This window comes from Shewanella sp. 125m-7 (genome assembly GCF_052977045.1).
On sequence record NZ_JBRILQ010000033.1, the window covers coordinates 1 to 20,417 of the forward strand.

Consider the following 20,417-nt stretch of genomic DNA (forward strand, 5'->3'; position numbering starts at 1 on the left):
AATAAGAGCGCTGTCATCACAACGCTTTATTGGCCTGGTAAATAATGTCCCACTCATCATGATTAATATCGATAAATGGATAGATGTAAAAAAAGATCACACTTGGTAAACATATAAGTCTATTAATATCAACTAACAAATAAGAGCGCTGTCATCACAACGCTTTATTGGCCTGGTAAATAATGTCCCACTCATCATGATTAATATCGATAAATACAATTTGGACTCACAATTAATAAAGTTTGCTCGCCATCAATATTGTTTAGTCAAAAGCAATTGCCTATTATTCGCCGCAAGTGATACGGAAGAACGTCGTTTCCGGTGAAACGTCTGGATTTCAAATCCAGGTGGGGCTGCCAGCAGTCCCGGGTAGGTTCAACTCCTATGTTCTTCCGCCAAATCACTTGCGATGAAAATACTGCCATCTCTAATCACTCTCGAATTGTCTTTCTTCTTGCGCCACGTTAATCCGCTACGGTCATAAAACTCTAAAAGCTGAATACTGGCTTTGCGGCCAAGCTGAATAATCGAATTGAAATCAGACGTTTGGATTTCGCCTCTCAAGCTAATTTGCTGACGGATCACATCGGCATAGAAATACAGGCTCTCGGTTAACATAAAGCGGTCTTTGATAATTGCTGACAAGTACCCCAGCTGAATCAACTTACGGCACAACGCACGCACCACACTCACATCTAAATTCAATTGCTTAGCCAAATCGGATGACCACAGCGGCCCTTGAGCGGCTAGCATCAATGGCTTAATCGACTGCCAAAGTTGCTGCTCTGAAGCCGTTAGCTGCAAACTGTGTCTGGGTAAATGCAGTAAGCCACGGCTGCTGTGCAGTAAATTTTGCTCGCGCAGACTAGCGGTTAACTTAAGCAATACGCTTAGCGGATATTGGTTGTGTGTCATACGCTGCAGACGATTAATACTCAGCCCCAACAGCTCTGGCGACGCTTGGTGGTATTGGTCGAGCAGGGCGAGCAATTGCGCCTCAATCTGCTGTTTAAGCGATTGGGATAATAAAAAACCGTCTAACGCAATAACCTGATTGTCATTGAGTAACTCAGCGCTTACATCGCCTTGCTGATTGGCCCACATAAAGCTCGACTGCTCGATACACTTAGCTTGAGTCTGCGCCGCTAAACTGGCAGCAACGCTGCGGCAATCTGCCAGAGCTTGTAAATACTCGATGCGTTCAGGGCTACGCTTGCCACGTTTAGGCGGATTAATATCTAGCACTCGCAGCGCACCTAAGGTGGTTTTGGCTGCGCTATCACGTACTATAATGCGGTCTTGCTCAACGGCCGCCAGTGCCTGCTCGCACTGCAGTTCAACCAAGGCTTTGCCATCGGCTAATGACTGCAGTAAACCTAAGCGCGCCGTGGTGTGGCTATTGCCTAAATGAACCTGCACACTTTGCCAATGTTTAAACGGCAGGCAAGACTCAAATATTCCACAAATTACTTTTGGCGCTTCGATAGGGGCAAGTGCAGTTAACCAGTCACCGCGCTCTGCGCCGCGGTGTTGATCCACGCCAGTAAGGTTAAGTGCCACCCGCTGACAATGATGAGCACTATCACTCAGCTTACCTTGGCTATGTAAGGTTCTGACTTTTACAGGTTTTCGCTGGCCTGATAGATACAGGTTTTGGCCTTGGCTCACTTGGCCACTAATCACGGTACCCGTAACCACCAACCCCGCACCTTTAACGCTAAAGGCTCTATCAATCGCCATACGAAAGCTTGCTTGCTCACTGTTCTGGCTTAAACGGGTTAGCTGTGACTGCGCCAATGTGCCAATCGCTTGATTAAGCTCGCTAATACCAAAACCGGTCCGCGCCGACACCAGATAAATATGACTCTCGCGCTGGTGTTGATTCAGTAACTCATTCACCTCCAGCGTCACAGCAGCTACTCTGGCGCTATCGACCTTATCTTGCTTGGTGAGCACCACGATTAAGTGCTCTAGATTAAGCAGCTGTAAAATGGCTAAATGCTCGTGAGTTTGCGGCATCACCCCATCATCGCAGGCAATAATTAGCAGTGCATGTTTGGCGCAGCTCACCCCTGCAAGCATGGTATTGATAAACTTGCTGTGGCCCGGCACATCAACAAAGGCTAAGCGCTCGCCATTGGCTAAGTCCATGAAAGCGTAACCTAGCTCAATAGTCATGCCGCGCTGCTTTTCTTCCGGTAAACGGTCGGCATCGGTGCCCGTGAGCGCTTGAATGAGGCTGGTTTTACCGTGGTCAACGTGGCCTGCTGTAACAATAATCATGACGCGACCTCCACAGATTTGGCAGATGTATTGCTATGAGCTTGTTCAAACGCGATTAAGTTTTTTGTCAGGACATCGATAAGCTCGCTATCCTTGTCAGTGCCGCGCAGATCAAGCCACAACTGATTGGCAGTAATACGGCCGATAATCGGCAAACTTGCCGCTTTAAAAAACTTATCCAGTTGCAACACACTTAGTGTGCTGTGGGTTTTGGCTGTCGCAGGATTAACAGCGAAACACAGCGCGATTGAGTCCAGCAGCACATCAGGCTGCGAACCACTTCCCACCTGAGTTTGGCAAGGTTTTATCGTCACATTAAACTGTGTTTGTACCGGGCTACATACCGTGGTGAGTTGCTGCGCCAGCGTTTCAAGCTCAGCTAATGGACGCGACAGTTTTCTAAAAATGGGTAACTGAGTATCTAGCGTTTGTGGGTTGCGGTACTGCATTAAGGTGGCTTCGAGCGCCGCTAGCGTCATCTTGTCACAGCGCAGTGCACGTTTTAATGGATGCGCTTGTAGCTTGGCAATCAGCTTCGCATCGCCCACCACTAACCCAGCTTGCGGGCCGCCAAGTAGCTTGTCGCCTGAAAAGCTCACCAGATTTACCCCATCGCTCAGCATCTGCTGCGGCATCGGCTCTTTTGATAAACCAAAGCGCGATAAATCAGTCAGCGCGCCGCTACCAAGATCCGAGATCAGCGCGATGCCTTTTTCTTTACATAAAGCCGCTAACTCTGCTTCTTCGGTGACCTTAGTAAAACCACTAATGTGAAAGTTACTGGTGTGCACCTTCATGATCGCGGCGGTGTTTTCGGTAATGGCAGCGGCGTAATCTTTAAGGTGAGTACGGTTAGTGCACCCCACTTCCACCAGCTTGCAACCCGCCTGCGTCATAATATCGGGGATACGAAATGCGCCGCCAATCTCCACCAGCTCACCGCGCGATACAATCACCTCTTTGCCTGCCGAGGTCGCCGCTAACATCAACAATACTGCTGCGGCGTTGTTATTGACGATGCAACAAGTGTCTGCGCCGGTTAGCTCATGAATAAGCGCCGATATTGCGCTGTCACGGTGGCCACGTTTGCCTTGGCCCATATCAAATTCAAGCGGCACCGGGCTGCGCATCACCTGGGTAACCGCATCAATCGCTGCTTCACACATCTGCGAGCGCCCAAGGTTGGTGTGTAATATGGTGCCGGTAAGGTTAATCACTGGCGTCATGCTTTGACGCTGAGCGTTGCCAATACGGCGGGCTAACTCGGTAATGATATTGCTTAAATCTAAGCTCCAGCTTGGCAAGCTTTGTCGCTGTGCTATTTGTTGGCGTGCATCTTGAAGCATTTGCGCCAATAACGATTTAATCCAGGGCTTGCCCTGCTGATCGATAAAACCTATCACTTGAGGTATCAGTAGCAAGCTGTCCATTGCAGGTAAACAACGGTATAGGGCTTGAGTGGAATTGATAGCTTGAGTCATAGGTCTTCGTCTAGTCGTAAAATAAATGAAATGGGTGCATAAAAGAGCCGCACCGAAATGCGGCTCTTGCTTACAAATTAACTTACAGTTTGCTTACTAGCTGTTTGTTAAAGCTGGCTAGTGGATGTCGCCAACCTTTTGCTGTTGATGTGGCTGAGGCTCTTCATCAAGCAGAGGCTTTTCACTTGGCTGAAGCTCTTTATCAAGCTGAGGCTCTTGCTCATGAGCCAGCAGCAACGGATTTACCGTGGTTACGCTGTAACCTTGCTCAACCAAATGGCTGTCCATCACTAAGGTCGCCAAATCGTCGGCCGCAACTTCCAGTCTTGGGTTGATGTCGGTAAAGAACATCTTGGTATACCCGTTACAGGTGTCGCAGCTTTCAACCCGAATTGCCGCATTAGTTTCGGTTTCAGCCCACAAGAATACGCCCTTGCTTTCGCCACATGATGTGCACTCGGCGCGCACTTCATGCCACTGTGTTTCACACAGGCTGCAATGCAGGTATCTCAGTCCAGCACGAGGCTCTTCCTTGATAACGCTACCGACTGGGTGACTGCCACAAACTGGGCATAAGCGTTTATGTGCCTGTGCCGCATCGGCTAACCCCTGTGCAACCTCTACCGCCCAATGCGACCAGTACACTGACAGCGCCGCCCAGATAAACAGGCTGTACTGCGCAGGGACTTCGGCAAAGCGGCCACCAAGCATCGACTTGGCGTAGCCTTGCAACACATCGGCTTCAGCTTTAGCCAGTTCCTTTAGTATCCCATGCAAGTCAGTACTGACTTTTGGCATTAGATCACTAATCAATTCCAGCAATACCGACTGCCAATAGTTGCCCCACTCAAAGTGCTGCTGCGCCATGGGTTGGCTTTGGCTAAGATCTAGCTTTGGTTTGGGGCCAAAGCAGCTCTTTGCCGCCTCACCATACAGTGCCGCTACCTTTTGTTGCGCGCCAACTAACTGCTCGAGTAAGCCAAAGTATTCTGTTAATCCAGATTCTTCGGCTAGCTCAGCGAGTCGCAGCGCTCTAAATTGATAAACGGCTTTTGGGTCAGCTGCGATCACGGTTTTAATATCCAGTGACTGGCCGGGGATCTTTTCAGCGTCGAGTATTGCTGTGCTCATAATTAGTGTTTTTCCTGCTTATTAGTCTTTAATTCAGGATCGTTTAGCATGTTAGGGTGATGCTTCTTGCACCAAGCCCGCGACACATAGCCGTACAACATGCCAGCAACCGATCCCTCTACCCACGTTGCCATCCAAAAATGCACAATCACAAAGATCAACATGATCACTGCGCACACTGCATGAATCAAAATGGCCCACTGAATAGCGCTTGCTTCAAAGTAAGGAGCAAAGTAAGGCTGCCACATCATGATGCCGGTAATCGTCAATGCGATTGAGGTCACCACGAAGGTACGAAACAGCACTTTTTGACCCGGGTTGTAATGGCCGATAGCGGGGATCTTGTCCTCGTTTTCGAACATCACATCCTTAATGGCTAACATCCATGTTAGGTCGTTCTTTTCCCACTTGTTATGGTGGTAGTAGCGAACGAGCATCACCATTAACGGCAGACACATCATCAAACCGGCAATTGGGTGAACAAAGCGCGCCATTTGCGGCGTACCTGCAATCGACCCCAACCATTGAAATGACGGGAAGAAGAAAGCAAAGCCGGTTAGGAATGTCACCAAACCTGTAGCAACCACAAACCAGTGACAGATGCGGTCGAACAACTTATGGCGCAAAATCATATTCTGCTTATGCATGAGCGTTACTCCTTATCTGACTTATCTGAGTGAGTGTGATCAAACTGTGCTGGCTCGTCCTCTTCAACGAGGTTACGGCCGACAGTGATACGGTGTAGACAGGCAACTGCCACAGTTGCGATGATACCCGCCGCACCCAATGGCTTAACCACGTCTTGCCATAACTTAACTGGCACACTCGTTTTTGGATCGGCTGGTAGGCCATAATTCTGCGGTTGATTGATATCATGCAGAATCATCATCATGCCTGTACCGCCCACACCTTCTGGGTTATATAAGCCGGCATTAACGAAGCCGCGCTTATGCAGTTCTTTGATTCTAAGATCTGCAATAAACAACATGTCTTCACGAGTACCGAACTTCAAAGCGCTAGTGATACAAGACTTCACACATGCAGGCTCTTGACCCACTTGTAGACGGTCTGAACACATGCTGCACTTGTAGGCCTTCTGATCGATAGGGTCGAGTCTTGGTACATCGAACGGACAAGCCGATACGCAGTAACCACAACCCGTACACTTATCAGAGTCAAAATCGACAACGCCGTTAGCGCGTTGAACGATGGCACCTTTGGTAGAACAAGCCGTTAAACAGGCAGGGTCATCACAGTGCATACATGCACTATGAGCAAAACGCCAATTTAGCTTGTTGTTCTCTTCCACTTCTTGGTACTTCATCAGTGTCCAACACTCTGAAGACAAGTCCATTGGGTTCTGATACGAACCTTGGAAGCTACCCACTGGGGCTCTAAGGTCGTTCCATTCAGAACAAGACACCTGGCAAGCCTTACAACCGTTACACTTAGTGGCGTCGAATAACTTAGCCACTTTGCTTAACTTACGTCGTACCTGCGCTGCAGGAGTGAGCTCTGATGTACCAGAGCTTAAAATGATATCTTGAGCAGACATGATTAAACTCCCTCAGCCTTAGCGATATCCACAAGGAATGCCTTAAACTCTGGCACCTGTGTATTCGCATCACCCACTTCAGTGGTCAGTACGTTACAGCTGTAACTTCTACGTGTTAAACCGTTATGGCCACCATGACGTGGTAAGCCCACAGTGTGTACCATCTGGCCATGCACCTTGAGCGGTTGTAGACGCTTAGTGACTAATGCCTTAGTTAACAAGCTACCGCGCTTAGAACTAACACGTACCCAATCGCCGTTGGCAATACCTTTCTTCGCCGCAAGAATTTCATCGAGTTCGACGAAAGTTTCAGGCATAGAGATAGCCGCTAAACGACAGTGAATCGTCCAGAAGTTAAAGTGCTCTGTTAGCGAGTAAGTGGTACATACATAAGGGAACTCAGTGTGTGAACCTAATGTCTCGGCCACGCCAGGTAGCATACGCACCGCAGGGTTACTGATCACATTCGGGTGCAATGGGTTGGTGCCGATTGGCGTCTCCATTGGCTCGTAATGTTCAGGGAATGGCCCTTCAGCTAGATGTTTAAGCGCGAAGAAACGGCCCACACCTTCAGGCTGCATGATGAACGGGTGCGCCGACTCTTTTGGTGGTAACTTCATATTGAAGTCGCCTTGGTCGATGCCATGCCATTTACCATTAGTCCACTCAACGATGACGCGCTTTGGATCCCAAGGCTTACCATCAACGTCACACGATGCGCGGTTATACAGCACGCGGCGATTTGACGGCCAAGAGAATGCCCAACCTGGCGTAATACCTTTACCTGAGGTATCAGAGTTGTCGCGGCGTGCCATCATGTTGCCTTCTTCAGTCCAGCAACCTGAGTAAATCCAACAGCCACACGCCGTACTACCGTCATCTTTTAACTGGCTAAAGCTATCGAGCTGTTTGCCTGTTTTAAGGTCGATACCGTTAAGCTCTTTTGCCACTTCTTCGCCATGTGGGAAGTGTGGATTATGGTAACCCCAGTTAATCGCTTCAATCGGCTCTGGTAATACGCCACCTTCGTCTTTATAAAGCTCTCTAAGCTTCATCAAGATGCCAGATAAAATCTCAGCATCTGGCTTAGATTCGCCTGGTGGGTTTGCGCCCTTCCAATGCCATTGCATCCAGCGACCCGAGTTAACGATACAACCTTCTTCTTCAGCAAATAGTGTTGTCGGTAGACGGAACACCTCTGTTTGAATTTCGCTTGGCTGAACATCATTAAACTCACCCGCTTTTTGCCAGAAAACCGAGGTCTCTGTCGCTAACGGATCCATCACCACCATGTACTTAAGCTTGCATAATGCCGCTAAGGTTTTATTACGGTTCGGCATAGAGTTAATCGCGTTAACTCCTTGAATGAAGTAACCGTTAACTTGACCGTGGTACATCATGTCGATGTGTTTAGTAAAGTCGTACTGAATATCCCACTTAGGTAACCAGTCATAGCCGAAGCCATTGGCCGCCGTTGCGTTTTCACCCCAGAAACTCTTCATCTGCGACACAAAGAACTTTGGATAGTTAGACCAATAGTTTGTTTGGCCTGGACGCAACGCTTTAGGCGTGTAGTTATCTAGGTATGTGGCTAAATCTGTATCGTTATCATTGGGTAGCTTCAAGTAACCCGGCAGGTTCTGACATAGCAGGCCCATGTCCGTCGCGCCCTGTACGTTTGAGTGACCACGCAGTGCGTTAACACCACCGCCTAATACGCCGATATTACCCAGCAGCAACTGCACCAATGCCATAGAACGGATGTTCTGCGCGCCTTTAGTGTGATGGGTCCAGCCCAACGCATACATAAAGGTGGCCGCTTTGTCATGAACGTGTGTGCTACCAATTAGGGCACACACTTTTTCATAATCTTCGACGGGCGTACCGGTAATATTGCTTACGGTTTCAAAATCATAGCGATCGACATGGTTCTTTAATAAGTTCCACACACAACGCGGATGTTCATAAGTCTCATCAACTTTGGCGTAACCATCTTCATCTAATTCGTAGTACCAAGAATCCTTGTCGTAAGTGCGACTCTTTTCATCAAAACCACTAAATAGGCCTTCATTGAATTCGAAATCTTCACGAATAATGTAACTGGCGTTGGTGTACGCTTTGACATACTCGTAGTTAATCTGTTTGGTCTCAATGAGGTATCGACTTAGACCTAAAAGGAATGCGATATCAGTACCACTACGAAGTGGTGCATAACAGTCAGCTAATGCTGCACTGCGGTTAAAGCGAGGATCAACAACCACCAATTTGGCGTTATTGTGTTCCATTGCTTCCGTTACCCAACCGAAACCGACAGGATGTGCTTCGGCGGCATTACCGCCCATGATCACCACGACACTTGCGTTCTTAATATCGATCCAGTGGTTGGTCATGGCACCGCGCCCAAATGTTGGAGCAAGACTTGCTACCGTTGGGGAGTGTCAGTTACGCGCAATAGTATCAATGGCCACTAGGCCAAGAGAACGAGCAAATTTATGGGTAATAAAACCACCTTCGTTTGGCTGTGCAGACGAGGTCATCATGCCTGTCGTCAACCAACGGTTTACTGTGATGCCGTCGCTATTTTTTTCAATAAAGTTTTCATCGCGATCGTCTTTCATCAAACGGGCGATACGACTAAATGCGTCGTTCCAGCTAATGCGTTTCCACTCGTTAGAGCCTGCTTCACGCACTTCTGGGAAATAGTTACGGTTAGGGCTATTCACATAATCCACTAAGCCTGCGCCTTTAGGGCACAATGCGCCGCGGTTAACCGGATGGTCAGCGTCGCCTTCAATGTGGAAAATCGCTTTTTCGGCGTTTTTACCATTGCTGCCATAGCTGTACATCAACAAGCCACAACCCACTGAGCAATAACAGCAGTTATTGCGGGTCTCTTTTGCTTTCAACAACTTATACTCACGAGGCGCAGCCATCGCAGTGCCGGGCATTAATCCCAACGCGGCTATTGCTGATGTGGTCGCTCCGCAGGCACACAGTTTAAAAAACTGTCGTCTGTCCATATCACCCTCACACAATTAGTATTTTCTACTCAGGCCGATAATCTCATCTCGGCGCTGTATTTGTTTTTGTCATTAACTCGCCCTTTATGCCTAGAGCATCACGCTTAAGTAAATACTAAACACAGGCTAATTAATGCGAATGAATTATCCCTAAAGTCAGCTATACGAACAATTAATAACACGCGACAGGGATCACACAAAAACAGCAAAAGCATAATCATCGGAAACACCAAGCAAAAACAGCCTAAACCGCCAAGGCGTCAACCACCCAATGACGAAAGCAAGATAAAACACTGATTAACCCACAAATATCGACCGCGGACACTCTGGCTAGTTACACAAAGACAAATTGTCTCAGGCGTAATTAAGGATATTGGTTAACTTATTCGTCGGAGAAACAGCTTCACTCACTGTAGAAAGCCTTTGCAACACGCTTTAAGCAGCAACACGACACCATTTAATTTGTTATTTCATCATTATCGTTACAAGTGCTTAAACACATGATTTAGATTCAAAGGCGGTAGTTAGACAATATGGCACATAAGCAAGCGCACTATTTTTAGTGAAAATGGCAACGCGTCTCAAAAATAGCTAGATTTGCCGTTGCAGTGATTTGCATGTGTACCTGTATAGGTGGGGAAAAGTAGATTGAATTACAACCAGACGGGCTCTTAAAGCCGTTTTTAAAGCCGATTAACGTTACTGAAGCAAACGTTCTGCCGAGCGTTACTCGTTATCTGTTGGTCGATCGCATTGCACTCTTCTACCAAATATTTGGTAGCGGTATTTGGCAATAAGATCGTAACAGCGATCTCTTAATGGTTTAGGCAAGAAACCTAGCCACCGAAAAATCACAGCTATACCGGTAAGCGACTTAGCGATTTCTATTACCGCATCGCTACGTAAATAACAACGCTCAGGCTTGATAACAATAACACTGTCGAGAGCAACGTGGCTAAGCTGATACTGATTAAGCAGCGCTTGACCTTGCTCTGACTGCAAAGCCACAAACCTAAACATTTCATTAGGATCGTGGCGCGTAATAAAACGCACCGCGCCATTACACAGATTGCAAACTCCATCAAATATGATGATAGCCTGCGCTTCAGACATACTCGCTTATGCCTATCAAACAAGATAAGCCATTGGCTATAGGCAAAATCGTCATTACTGGCCCGCCAGCCTAGCTTTTTCCAGTCCAACTAAATAGCTGGCGATATCCATCACTTGCTCCGCAGAACTCGCCGACTCATTAACAATGATATAACGGCCATTAACCACGATTGTTGGCGTGCCTTGGATCTCGGCTGACGACATCAACTGCATCGCGTGTTTAAGCTTTGACACGATATCGTCTGAACTTAACTTTTCAGTAAACTCTTGCTCTGATAATCCATAACCGTTTAAAAATTTCGCCAACCTAGCTTGCTGCTCTGCAAGGCTTTTGACTTCACGCAGCCCCATTATTTCATTAAACAGCGCGGCGTGTACTTGCTGCTTGTTTGCCATCTGCTGCACAATAAAGAAGACTTTGCCATGCAGTTTCATTGCCTCACTCCACACTGCAGGCGATTGCACTAGGCTGACCCCCTCAGCCATAGTTGTTTCCCAATCGTGTAGTGGCTTTTCAAACAACTCACAGTGAGGGCAGCCATACCAGAAAAACTCGGTTACCGAGATATCATTACTGCTGGCTGGGATAACTGTAGCTAAAGTCCGATAGTGCACACCCTCAACATAATTGCCGTCTGCATCAAGCGTGGAAGGCTCAGAACATGCAACCAAAGTTAAAGACAGAAATAGTGTAGCGAGTATTTTGTTCATAACACATCCTTTTGTATAGTGGGTTTATGCGAGCATAAATAGACCATTTCATCGGTTGAAGAAGCGAGTCGTTACTCTATTCTCACTAACCAGTAATCAAACTTTAGCCTATTAACTGCCAAAACAAAAAGGCACTCGAATGAGTGCCTTACCTTATCAAACAATTCCCTGCAAAGATTGTTTAGTGCGAGTTATGAGCAGCAGTCTCGGCGCCACCAATTTTTAGGGAGCTTATCTAAGAACACCTTAGCCATCAATATTGCAAGTACCACACCTGAAGTGTAGACAATGCTTACAGGCAATAGCTCGTGATGCTCACCAATTTGCGGCATAACCTCAAAACCAAAAGTATCAACTAGATAATTGACTAAGATGCCTGACACTAAGGCGACCCCCAATACCCCACCTAAATAGCCATACAATGCACGCTTACCCAGCTCTTTGGTCACCACACCTAAAGTCGCAATATTGGTAGCGGGACCAGCCAACATAAACACTAATACGGCGCCCGGTGAAACGCCCGCTAATAGCAGTCCGGCGGCGATAGGTGTAGACGCTGTGGCGCAGATATACATAGGGATAGAAATGAGTACCATCACTAGCATGGCTAGAATGCCATCGCCCCACTTCGCCATAAAATCAGCTGGCACATAGGTTTGTACCAATGCCGCAAAGAACAAACCAATCAATAGCCAAATAGTCGTATCACGTACGAGATCGGTTGCAGCGTAATGCAGGCCCTTACCAATACGGCTAATAACAGAGGTACCCTTTAATTCTGTCGCCACATCTCTGGTCGACTCACAGCAACTGTCTGCTTCGCCAGCTGCATGTGTATGATTAACTGAATCGGCCTTTTTGCTGCTGCAACATGATGATTTAGTTTCTGCAGCAGTCTGCTTTTTATTTGAGCAGCAGCTAGAAGATACAGGCTCTACAGTAGCATCGGGCACTTTCATCGCCATCACACTCGCATCCGTCATCGGCTTCATACTGACTTCTGCCGCGCTTTTACTTGAACAGCACGATGATTTTTCAGCTGTCGCTGCAACTTTTGGCTCATCTTTTTTACTACTACAGCATGAAGCCACTGGCGCAACTTGCTCCTCTACTTTTTTACTGCAACATGAACTTACTTGCTCTACTTTGGCTTCTGTTTGTTTAGCTTCACCACTAACCGTAGCGTTAGCAACGGGCTTGCCGTCATCGTCATCACGACCAACCAGTAAACCCGCTACGATGGCACTCAGCACCGCCGCGATGGGTCTTACTATCGCCATAAATGGACCAAGCAGAACATATGATACGGTTACCGAATCCACGCCAGTTTCAGGGGTCGACACTAAAAATGAAGTAGTCGCAGCTTTCGATGCACCGCTACGACGTAAACCCACCGCTGCGGGAATAACGCCGCAAGAACATAGCGGTAAAGGTGCGCCAAGTACCGCAGCTTTTACCACAGTTTTAAAACCGTGGCCGCCTAATTGCTTTTGCATCCACGCCATCGGCACGAACATTTTCAACATGCCCGCTAACACTAGACCCAATAAAAGCCATGGGGCCGATTCTAAAAACAACTCAATAAAGTTTTCAAATAACATAACGACTTCTCACGTGTATTCTGAGTATTTTATTTATCAGTGCAGGTCTTAGTGAATTCATGCTCACCGTGACTATGCTTATTATTTTCACAACGAATACTGTCAGTATTCGACTCCAATGCTTCGAGTATTGAACAATGCTCAGCGCTTTCAGGCCCACCACAACAGGCTTGAGACAGGCGCTGCAGTGACAATTGAAAATGGTTTAGCTCGGCAATTTTAGCTTCTACATTGGCGAGTTTGTCATCCACTAATCCCTTCACATCGGCGCATGCCCAATTAGACTTATCCAATTCAATAGACAGCAGCTCAGTGATCTCGGCTAAGGTAAAACCTACCGCCTTTGCTCGCAGAATAAACCGCAGCCGCTCAGCATCAGCCTCGGAATAAATCCGGTAACCAGAATCGGTGCGAGATGATGGTGACAAAAGACCATGTTTTTCATAAAAACGTAAGGTATCTGTTTTGACTTCGCACAAGTGTGCAAGCTCACCAATTCGATACATGCCTTAGCTCCAAATTAATCTAGAATCCTGTTTACAATTCAGTTTTAAACTCAAACATTATCCAGTGACAACCCCAACAAACTGGCAGGTTTTTGTCACTGTAATGGCTTGAGTATAAACCTTGGAGTTGTATCCAAGGTCAAGAGTTATTCTGCGCTGAAACAGTAAAGAAAGCTTGTTCTGCTGAACGTATTGTGAAATCGCGCAGAAAAAAACACCGCCATGTGTAAATTTACGGTAAAATACGCGCGCCGTGACGGGAGAGTAACTTGAGGGACTTTTGGAAAGCAGTGTAGGCGCATAGAGCGTGAGACTGTTCTGTTTTCCGAAAGATCCTTAATAATAACTACTGGACCCTGTACCTACAATGAATAATGCCAGACCTATTCGTCGCGCGCTGTTAAGCGTCTCAGATAAAACCGGAATCTTAGAGTTTGCACAAGCGTTGCATGCTCAAGGTGTTGAGTTACTTTCTACTGGTGGCACCGCACGCCTGTTGGCTGATAATGGTGTGCCTGTCATTGAAGTATCAGATTATACTGGCCATCCAGAGATTATGGATGGTCGCGTTAAAACCCTGCACCCTAAAGTGCATGGCGGTATTTTAGCGCGTCGCGGTATTGACGAAATCGTGATGGAACAAAACAACATCAAGCCTATCGACTTGGTTGCGGTTAACTTGTATCCGTTTGCGGCCACTGTTGCAGCTGAAGGCTGCACGCTAGCTGACGCTATCGAAAATATCGATATCGGCGGCCCGACTATGGTTCGCTCTACCGCTAAAAACCACAAAGACACTACCATTATCGTTAACGCTAGCGACTACGGCCGCGTGATTGCCGAAATGCAAGCAAACGAAGGTAGCACAACACTTGAAACGCGTTTCGATTTAGCGATTGCCGCGTTTGAGCATACTGCCGCTTATGATGGCATGATTGCTAACTACTTCGGCACAAAAGTCCCTGCACACAGCAAGGATGAGTGTCACGCAGACTCTAAATTCCCACGCACTTACAACACTCAGTTAGTGAAGAAGCAAGACTTGCGCTATGGCGAAAACAGCCATCAGACTGCCGCTTTCTACATAGATACACAACTTGATGAAGCCTCTGTTGCCACAGCCGTTCAGCTGCAAGGTAAAGCACTTTCATACAACAACATCGCCGATACCGACTCTGCACTTGAGTGCGTAAAAGAGTTCGACGAGCCAGCTTGTGTGATTGTTAAGCACGCTAACCCATGTGGCGTGGCTATTGGCGAAAACCTACTTGAAGCCTACAACCGTGCGTTCCAAACCGACCCAACGTCTGCGTTTGGTGGCATCATCGCCTTTAACGGCGAGCTCGATGCAGCAACAGCAAGTGCGATTGTTGAGCGCCAGTTTGTTGAAGTGATCATTGCTCCTAAAGTCAGCCAAGCTGCACGCGACATTATTGCTGCAAAAGTTAACGTACGTGTACTTGAGTGCGGACAGTGGACAACTAAAACAAAAAGCCTAGATTACAAGCGCGTTAACGGCGGCTTATTGCTGCAAGACCGCGACCAAGGCATGGTAGATTTGGATGACGTTAAAGTTGTTTCTAAACGTCAGCCAACCGCTAGCGAAATGAAAGACTTAATGTTCTGCTGGAAAGTGGCCAAGTTTGTTAAATCAAACGCGATTGTTTATGCCAAAAACAGCATGACTATCGGTGTCGGAGCGGGCCAAATGAGCCGCGTATACAGTGCTAAAGTTGCAGGTATCAAAGCCGCTGACGAAGGCCTAGAAGTACAAGACTCAGTAATGGCATCAGATGCATTCTTCCCATTCCGTGATGGTATTGATGCTGCAGCAGAAGCTGGCATCAGCTGTATCATCCAGCCAGGCGGTTCTATTCGTGATGAAGAGATCATCGCTGCTGCAGATGAGCACGGCATGGCAATGGTATTTACCGGTATGCGTCACTTCCGTCATTAATTTATATGAAGCTTTAGGTTCTAGGTTCTAGGTTTTAGGTTCTAGGTTCTAGGTTTTAGAACCTTTATCTAAAGCTTCTAAAAATTGATTTTTAACGTTTAGCGCAAAGTCATCGGTTATTGAGCAAAGAAAGCACGCGCAGATTCTTGTTGGTAAAAAATGCCAATACGTGAGCATGTTTGATGCCGCTCAAGGACCGATGAAGAAGCGATTAAGGATTAAAAAATGAAAGTATTGATTATTGGTGGCGGCGGTCGTGAACATGCATTGGCATGGAAGGCAGCGCAATCGACGCAAGTTGAAACCGTCTTTGTAGCGCCTGGTAACGCTGGTACAGCGCTTGAGCCAAAGCTTGAAAACGTAGCGATTAATGTTGAAGACATCTCGGCATTAGTTGCCTTCGCCACAGAGCAAAAAATCGCTATTACGATTGTTGGTCCAGAAGTGCCATTAGCACTAGGCGTGGTTGATGCGTTCAATGAAGCTGGTCTGCCTATCTTTGGCCCAACGAAAGGCGCGGCGCAGCTAGAATCGTCTAAAGCCTTCACTAAAGACTTCTTGGCCCGTCATCACATTCCGACAGCGGCCTACTCTAATTTTACCGAAATTAAACCCGCTAAAGCCTATGTTAAGCAAGTGACTAGCATTACCGGTTTTCCTATTGTGATTAAGGCTGATGGCCTAGCAGCAGGTAAAGGCGTGATCATAGCGGCTGACCAAAGTGAAGCTGATGCCGCAATCGACGATATGCTTGCGGGTAACTTATTTGGCGAAGCGGGCTCACGGGTTGTGGTTGAAGAGTTCTTAAAAGGCGAAGAAGCCAGCTTCATCGTGATGGTGGATGGTAAAAATATTCTTGCTATGGCCACCAGCCAAGATCATAAAGCGCGCGATAATGGTGACAACGGTCCAAACACTGGCGGTATGGGGGCCTACTCACCCGCTCCGGTTGTGACCCAAGCGGTTCACGATTGGACTATCGAAAATGTTATTCGCCCAACCGTTGATGGCATGGCGGCCGAAGGTAATGTTTACACCGGCTTCTTATACGCAGGATTGATGATTTCACCTGATGGCAGCGCTAAAGTGCTTGAGTACAACTGCCGCTTTGGCGATCCAGAAACTCAGCCGATTATGATGCGCCTAAAGTCTGATATTGTTGAACTTTGCCTAGCATCGACTCGCGGTGAGCTTGACCAAGTCACGGCTGAGTTTGATTCACGAGCAGCTGTTGGCGTGGTGATGGCGGCTGGCGGATACCCTGATGCATACCGCAAGCACGATGTGATTGAAGGTCTTAGCCTAGGTAATAACAAGGCTAAAGTGTTTCATGCGGGTACTAGCATGGAAAACGGTCACGTAGTCACTAATGGCGGTCGCGTACTGTGTGCTACAGCCTTGGGTAACACTGTCACCGAAGCGCAGCAAGACGCTTACAACTTAGTGAATACTATCCACTGGGATGACGTTTACTTTCGCACCGATATTGCTTACCGAGCCATTGCCCGAGAGAATGGCGAAAGCTAAAGGTTAAAGACTAATCTACTTAAAGCTATTGGAATGACGACTGTTATAGCTAAACAGACATTGCCTACCGTGTAATATGTGCTCGTGAAAACGGCGAAGGTTAAACAACCTTCCCGTTAACAAGACAAAAGCTAGCTTAAAAGCCCTGTTCACTCAGGGCTTTTTTATGTCTTTCATCTAATGACTCATGCGCTAAAACATAAGAAACCAAAAATGCGAGATAGGTCGCACTTTTTTTTAAATGCAAATTACCTGCATAAAAGCCCTTTCACTTTATGGGGATATTTAGCGCTTTTTGGTATCTTTCAACCACTAAGCTAAAACATTGTTTTTATATGCAACTTCTATATCGCATATAAAATTTCCAACCAGGTAACTTCAATTAATTAGCAGTAAATAACAACTCTTCACCCAATTGCAGCACATTCACCACACCCGTATACTCCCGCTTCAATTTTAAGCTGGAGGCATTATGAAGTACCTAAGTCTGTTGTTGCTGTTCTTACTTACCGCATGTGGAGGTGGAGAGTCTGATTCAACGGAGCCAAAGAAAGAACCTCATCCAATATTGAAAGCGGCTGATATCAAACAGCAGTTTTCACCAAACATCGCTATCACCCCAAATATTGAGGGCACATTAGACAGCATCAGTTATCGGCTAGCTGATAGCGCGACAGATGACGTGGTGCAGATCTCAGCAGATAAGCGGAGCCTGACAATACTCAATTCGGGTCGCACCGAACTCATCGCAACCGATCCCGGTAACGAGCAATACCTCTCAGCTAGCACCCACTTCACCGTCACTATCGAAAAAGCCCCCCGCCTCCCTCTTGTTACCAATGATCTCAGCCTCTCCTATCAAGAAGCTGCACGCCATCAAGCTAGCGTTAGCGGGGCCATTGGCGAGCTAGAATATGAGTTTGCCTCAGATCAGAGCGATCAGGTCGTGCTGATTGAACGTGGCGGAGAGTTCCTTGTTTGGGGCAGCGGCAGTGTACTTATTGATGTCACTGATGATGGTGGTCGCAACTATCAAGCTGATACCCAGCAATTTACGATCACGATAGAAACGGCTCAAACCGAGTTTGCTCAATTCAGTGATGTAATAGATAAACCTTTTCTATTAGGGGCAAAGCTGCTCCCCGTGTACAGCGGAACGCCAACACAAAGCATTCACTATGCTCTAGTCGATGGCACGAATACAGATGTAGTACAGATAGATGAAGCCAGCGGTGAGATGCTTGTCATTGGGGCTGGCGAAACTGAGGTTCAAGTAATACAAAATGCCCCACAGCATCACGACATAGTTGCGCCTCAAATATTTAAAGTGCAGATCAAGCGTGCGAAAAACCTTGCATTGCAAGCCGCAGATCTTACGACCACTTATGATGAAGGTGCCCAGCAAACGATTCAGATAATCGGCTCTAAAGGAAAACTCTCTTTTAGTCTATCTGAGAACGCCCCCTCCCAAGTCATCGATATCATTGATGCAGAGAAAGGCCTTTTTAGCTTTACCGGAATTGGAAAAACACAAGTAACCATTAGCGACACAGGTAACAAAAACTATCTACCTGAGAGTCTCTCAATCAATGTTGAGGTCATACGGATCGATTCTGACTCTTTAGACAGTTTAGATATTCAGACCCGCTATCAAGAGAACCAAATCATTCAGCCTCAAGTGATAGGTGGCCATGGACAACTAGCCTATGCCTTGGCCAATGACAGCCCAACAGATGTCATAGCGATTGATGCAGAAACTGGCGTGATGACAGTGTTAAAACCTGGCATGGTGGAAGTCATCGTCAGAGATGATGGTGGTGAGTTTTGGGCTAGCCAGCAGAAGAAATTCACCGTCACCATTGATAAACAAACCAACAACGAGCTGATTTTAACCAACACCCGCATCGACTATGCAGAGAATGCCGTCTTCAGACCTATTGTGTTAAATAGCAAAGGTGATCTGCGCTTTAGCATCGATGATGGTGACGCAGTACTCAAGCAAGATGCCGAGACAGGTGTGATTAGGATAATCGGCGCAGGTCGAGGCTGGTTAACAGCGGTTGATTCGGGAAATGACTATTTCGCTCCTGTTACAGAGCGGTTTTATGTCGATGTCTCTCCCCTGCATGGCACACTAGCTATTACCCCGGTTCGTACCAGCTACTCAGCAGCAAGAACCCTCGACATCCCTATCTCTGGTAGTATCGGCGAGCTTGAGTGGCAATTTAAACATGGGCAAAATGATGTCATTACCATTAATGAGGCCGCACGAACATTCACGATTAACAATGCGGGCTCTGCAAGCTACATAGTGACAGACAAAGGCGATGCTGGGCATGTTTCCCAAAAGGCTGAATTTACGGTTGTTATCGATAAAGCCACGGAAAATACCGAGCTAGAACTTTCAACTGCACTGCTCAATACACAGTTTGCCGATGGAGCGACACTTGCTTCTCCAACGATAACCGGGCGAGGAGTAGGCAGTGAAATTAGCTATTACAGCGACCTACAAACCAGCCACATTGCCAGCATAGATCCAGTAAGCGGTATGCTAAGCATTAATGGAGCCGGTCTTACGCAAATTAGCGTGGTAGAGCAAAGTAGGAACTTCGAACGTACCGTGCGTCAGTTCATTGTGAATATTGAAAAGGCCAAGCATCCCGGTCTAGCCTTAGAGACCAATATTCAAAATGTCGTGTTTTACCCTGACCGTGTTATTAAGGCTCCAGCTACAAGGGATCAGTTCGGTAAGCTGAGCTATGAGCTTGAAACTGTCGTCTCTCCAGAGCTTGCCGAGTTAGCGCCCAATGGTGAGATCACGGTACACACCTACCCTAAGTCTCGAGAGAATAACTACTTCGGTATCGTTGTAACCGACGACGGTGGACAAAATTATCAGTCTTCATCGGCTACCTATAAACTGTTTATCTCAGAAATCGAGGCGGGGTTAGGTGAAGAAGCCAGTGTAGATTTCAATGGTTCTGACCAGCAAATAGTCTCTCCTGTTGAGATCGCCGCCAATGAAGTTTCCTACTTCACTGCCTTTGGTGCTAGAGGCGAATTAGCCAATCAGCCCAGCGATGAGCATAGCGGTGGCTACTCAACCATGGTCGCTCAAGTCTGTAAAGATCCTATCAATATGAAGGATTGCACCTTAGTCACGTTAAGGCTGCAAAAAACCAGTCGTTGTAGTGATGGTAGTCAAGTCGCCTTCCCTATCAGCTCTAAAACTATCCATACCTGCCCGGGATTGAGCCAACCTATTAGCTCTGAGGTGACGGTTAGCCTCAACAAAGAAGATGCTTTTAATGCTTGGTTCACTGAGTCTGGTCGCTACCAGACAAGCTCACCAATTGTGCTGGTGCATTTTGCCAAGCCTTATCGTAGCGGCGGAGTCATTGAAGCTGAAGATATTCAAGCTAGGGCTTGGTGGCTGATCAACCTTGATTTAACCAACCACTAGTTCATGGATAAGCCCAGTTTCTACTGGGCTTTTATTATCTACAACGCTTGTTTCACCCTATCCCAATAT

General features: G+C 47.1%; 13 protein-coding genes and 1 tRNA gene. 4 read left to right on the forward strand and 10 right to left on the reverse strand.

Annotated elements, in window-relative coordinates; all coding sequences use genetic code 11:
• Positions 1-303 precede the first annotated feature (303 nt).
• Positions 304-398: transfer RNA gene (locus tag ACVBIL_RS14755), tRNA-Sec, on the forward strand.
• Here ACVBIL_RS14755 and selB read toward each other — a convergent pair.
• From selB to zntR, 10 genes are all read right to left on the reverse strand, one after another.
• Complete coding sequence (gene selB, locus ACVBIL_RS14760; RefSeq protein WP_447167732.1) at positions 376-2,283, reverse strand: selenocysteine-specific translation elongation factor; 1,908 nt, start codon at positions 2,281-2,283, stop codon at positions 376-378. The genes ACVBIL_RS14755 and selB overlap by 23 nt on opposite strands.
• The gene (gene selA, locus ACVBIL_RS14765) at positions 2,280-3,764 is read right to left on the reverse strand and encodes an L-seryl-tRNA(Sec) selenium transferase (protein WP_447167733.1); all 1,485 of its coding nucleotides are present in this window, start codon (positions 3,762-3,764) and stop codon (positions 2,280-2,282) included. Before selA ends, selB begins: the two co-directional genes overlap by 4 nt.
• 117 nt (positions 3,765-3,881) lie before the next feature.
• Positions 3,882-4,895: a formate dehydrogenase accessory protein FdhE gene (gene fdhE, locus ACVBIL_RS14770; protein ID WP_447167734.1), complete on the reverse strand. Its 1,014-nt coding sequence runs from the start codon at positions 4,893-4,895 to the stop codon at positions 3,882-3,884.
• A gap of 2 nt (positions 4,896-4,897) precedes the next feature.
• Positions 4,898-5,542, reverse strand: coding sequence for a formate dehydrogenase subunit gamma (locus tag ACVBIL_RS14775; RefSeq protein ID WP_447167735.1), 645 nt, complete (start codon positions 5,540-5,542; stop codon positions 4,898-4,900).
• 5 nt (positions 5,543-5,547) lie between these two features.
• Entirely contained in the window at positions 5,548-6,450 is a 903-nt protein-coding gene (gene fdxH, locus ACVBIL_RS14780) for a formate dehydrogenase subunit beta (RefSeq protein ID WP_447167736.1), read from the reverse strand.
• Positions 6,451-6,452: 2 nt separating this feature from the next.
• Positions 6,453-9,470 carry a formate dehydrogenase-N subunit alpha gene (gene fdnG / locus ACVBIL_RS14785; protein ID WP_447167737.1) on the reverse strand — a complete coding sequence of 1,006 codons (3,018 nt, stop codon included), beginning with the start codon at positions 9,468-9,470 and terminating at the stop codon, positions 6,453-6,455.
• Positions 9,471-10,196: 726 nt separating this feature from the next.
• Entirely contained in the window at positions 10,197-10,583 is a 387-nt protein-coding gene (locus ACVBIL_RS14790; RefSeq protein ID WP_447167738.1) for a thiol-disulfide oxidoreductase DCC family protein, read from the reverse strand.
• A 54-nt stretch (positions 10,584-10,637) separates the two neighbouring features.
• A complete protein-coding gene (locus ACVBIL_RS14795; protein WP_447167739.1) occupies positions 10,638-11,294 on the reverse strand; it encodes a thiol:disulfide interchange protein DsbA/DsbL in 657 nt (218 codons plus the stop codon).
• A gap of 191 nt (positions 11,295-11,485) precedes the next feature.
• Complete coding sequence (locus ACVBIL_RS14800; RefSeq protein WP_447167740.1) at positions 11,486-12,895, reverse strand: permease; 1,410 nt, start codon at positions 12,893-12,895, stop codon at positions 11,486-11,488.
• A 29-nt stretch (positions 12,896-12,924) separates the two neighbouring features.
• Positions 12,925-13,401 carry a Zn(2+)-responsive transcriptional regulator gene (zntR, locus tag ACVBIL_RS14805; protein WP_447167741.1) on the reverse strand — a complete coding sequence of 159 codons (477 nt, stop codon included), beginning with the start codon at positions 13,399-13,401 and terminating at the stop codon, positions 12,925-12,927.
• A gap of 367 nt (positions 13,402-13,768) precedes the next feature.
• On the opposite strand from zntR, the gene purH reads away from it, so the two are divergent.
• The 3 genes from purH to ACVBIL_RS14820 all read left to right on the forward strand — a co-directional run bounded on the left by purH (position 13,769) and on the right by ACVBIL_RS14820 (position 20,348).
• Positions 13,769-15,358 carry a bifunctional phosphoribosylaminoimidazolecarboxamide formyltransferase/IMP cyclohydrolase gene (gene purH / locus ACVBIL_RS14810; RefSeq protein WP_447167742.1) on the forward strand — a complete coding sequence of 530 codons (1,590 nt, stop codon included), beginning with the start codon at positions 13,769-13,771 and terminating at the stop codon, positions 15,356-15,358.
• A 225-nt stretch (positions 15,359-15,583) separates the two neighbouring features.
• The gene (purD, locus tag ACVBIL_RS14815) at positions 15,584-16,885 is read left to right on the forward strand and encodes a phosphoribosylamine--glycine ligase (protein ID WP_447167743.1); all 1,302 of its coding nucleotides are present in this window, start codon (positions 15,584-15,586) and stop codon (positions 16,883-16,885) included.
• A 472-nt stretch (positions 16,886-17,357) separates the two neighbouring features.
• A complete protein-coding gene (locus ACVBIL_RS14820) occupies positions 17,358-20,348 on the forward strand; it encodes a hypothetical protein (RefSeq protein ID WP_447167744.1) in 2,991 nt (996 codons plus the stop codon).
• Positions 20,349-20,417 lie beyond the last annotated feature (69 nt).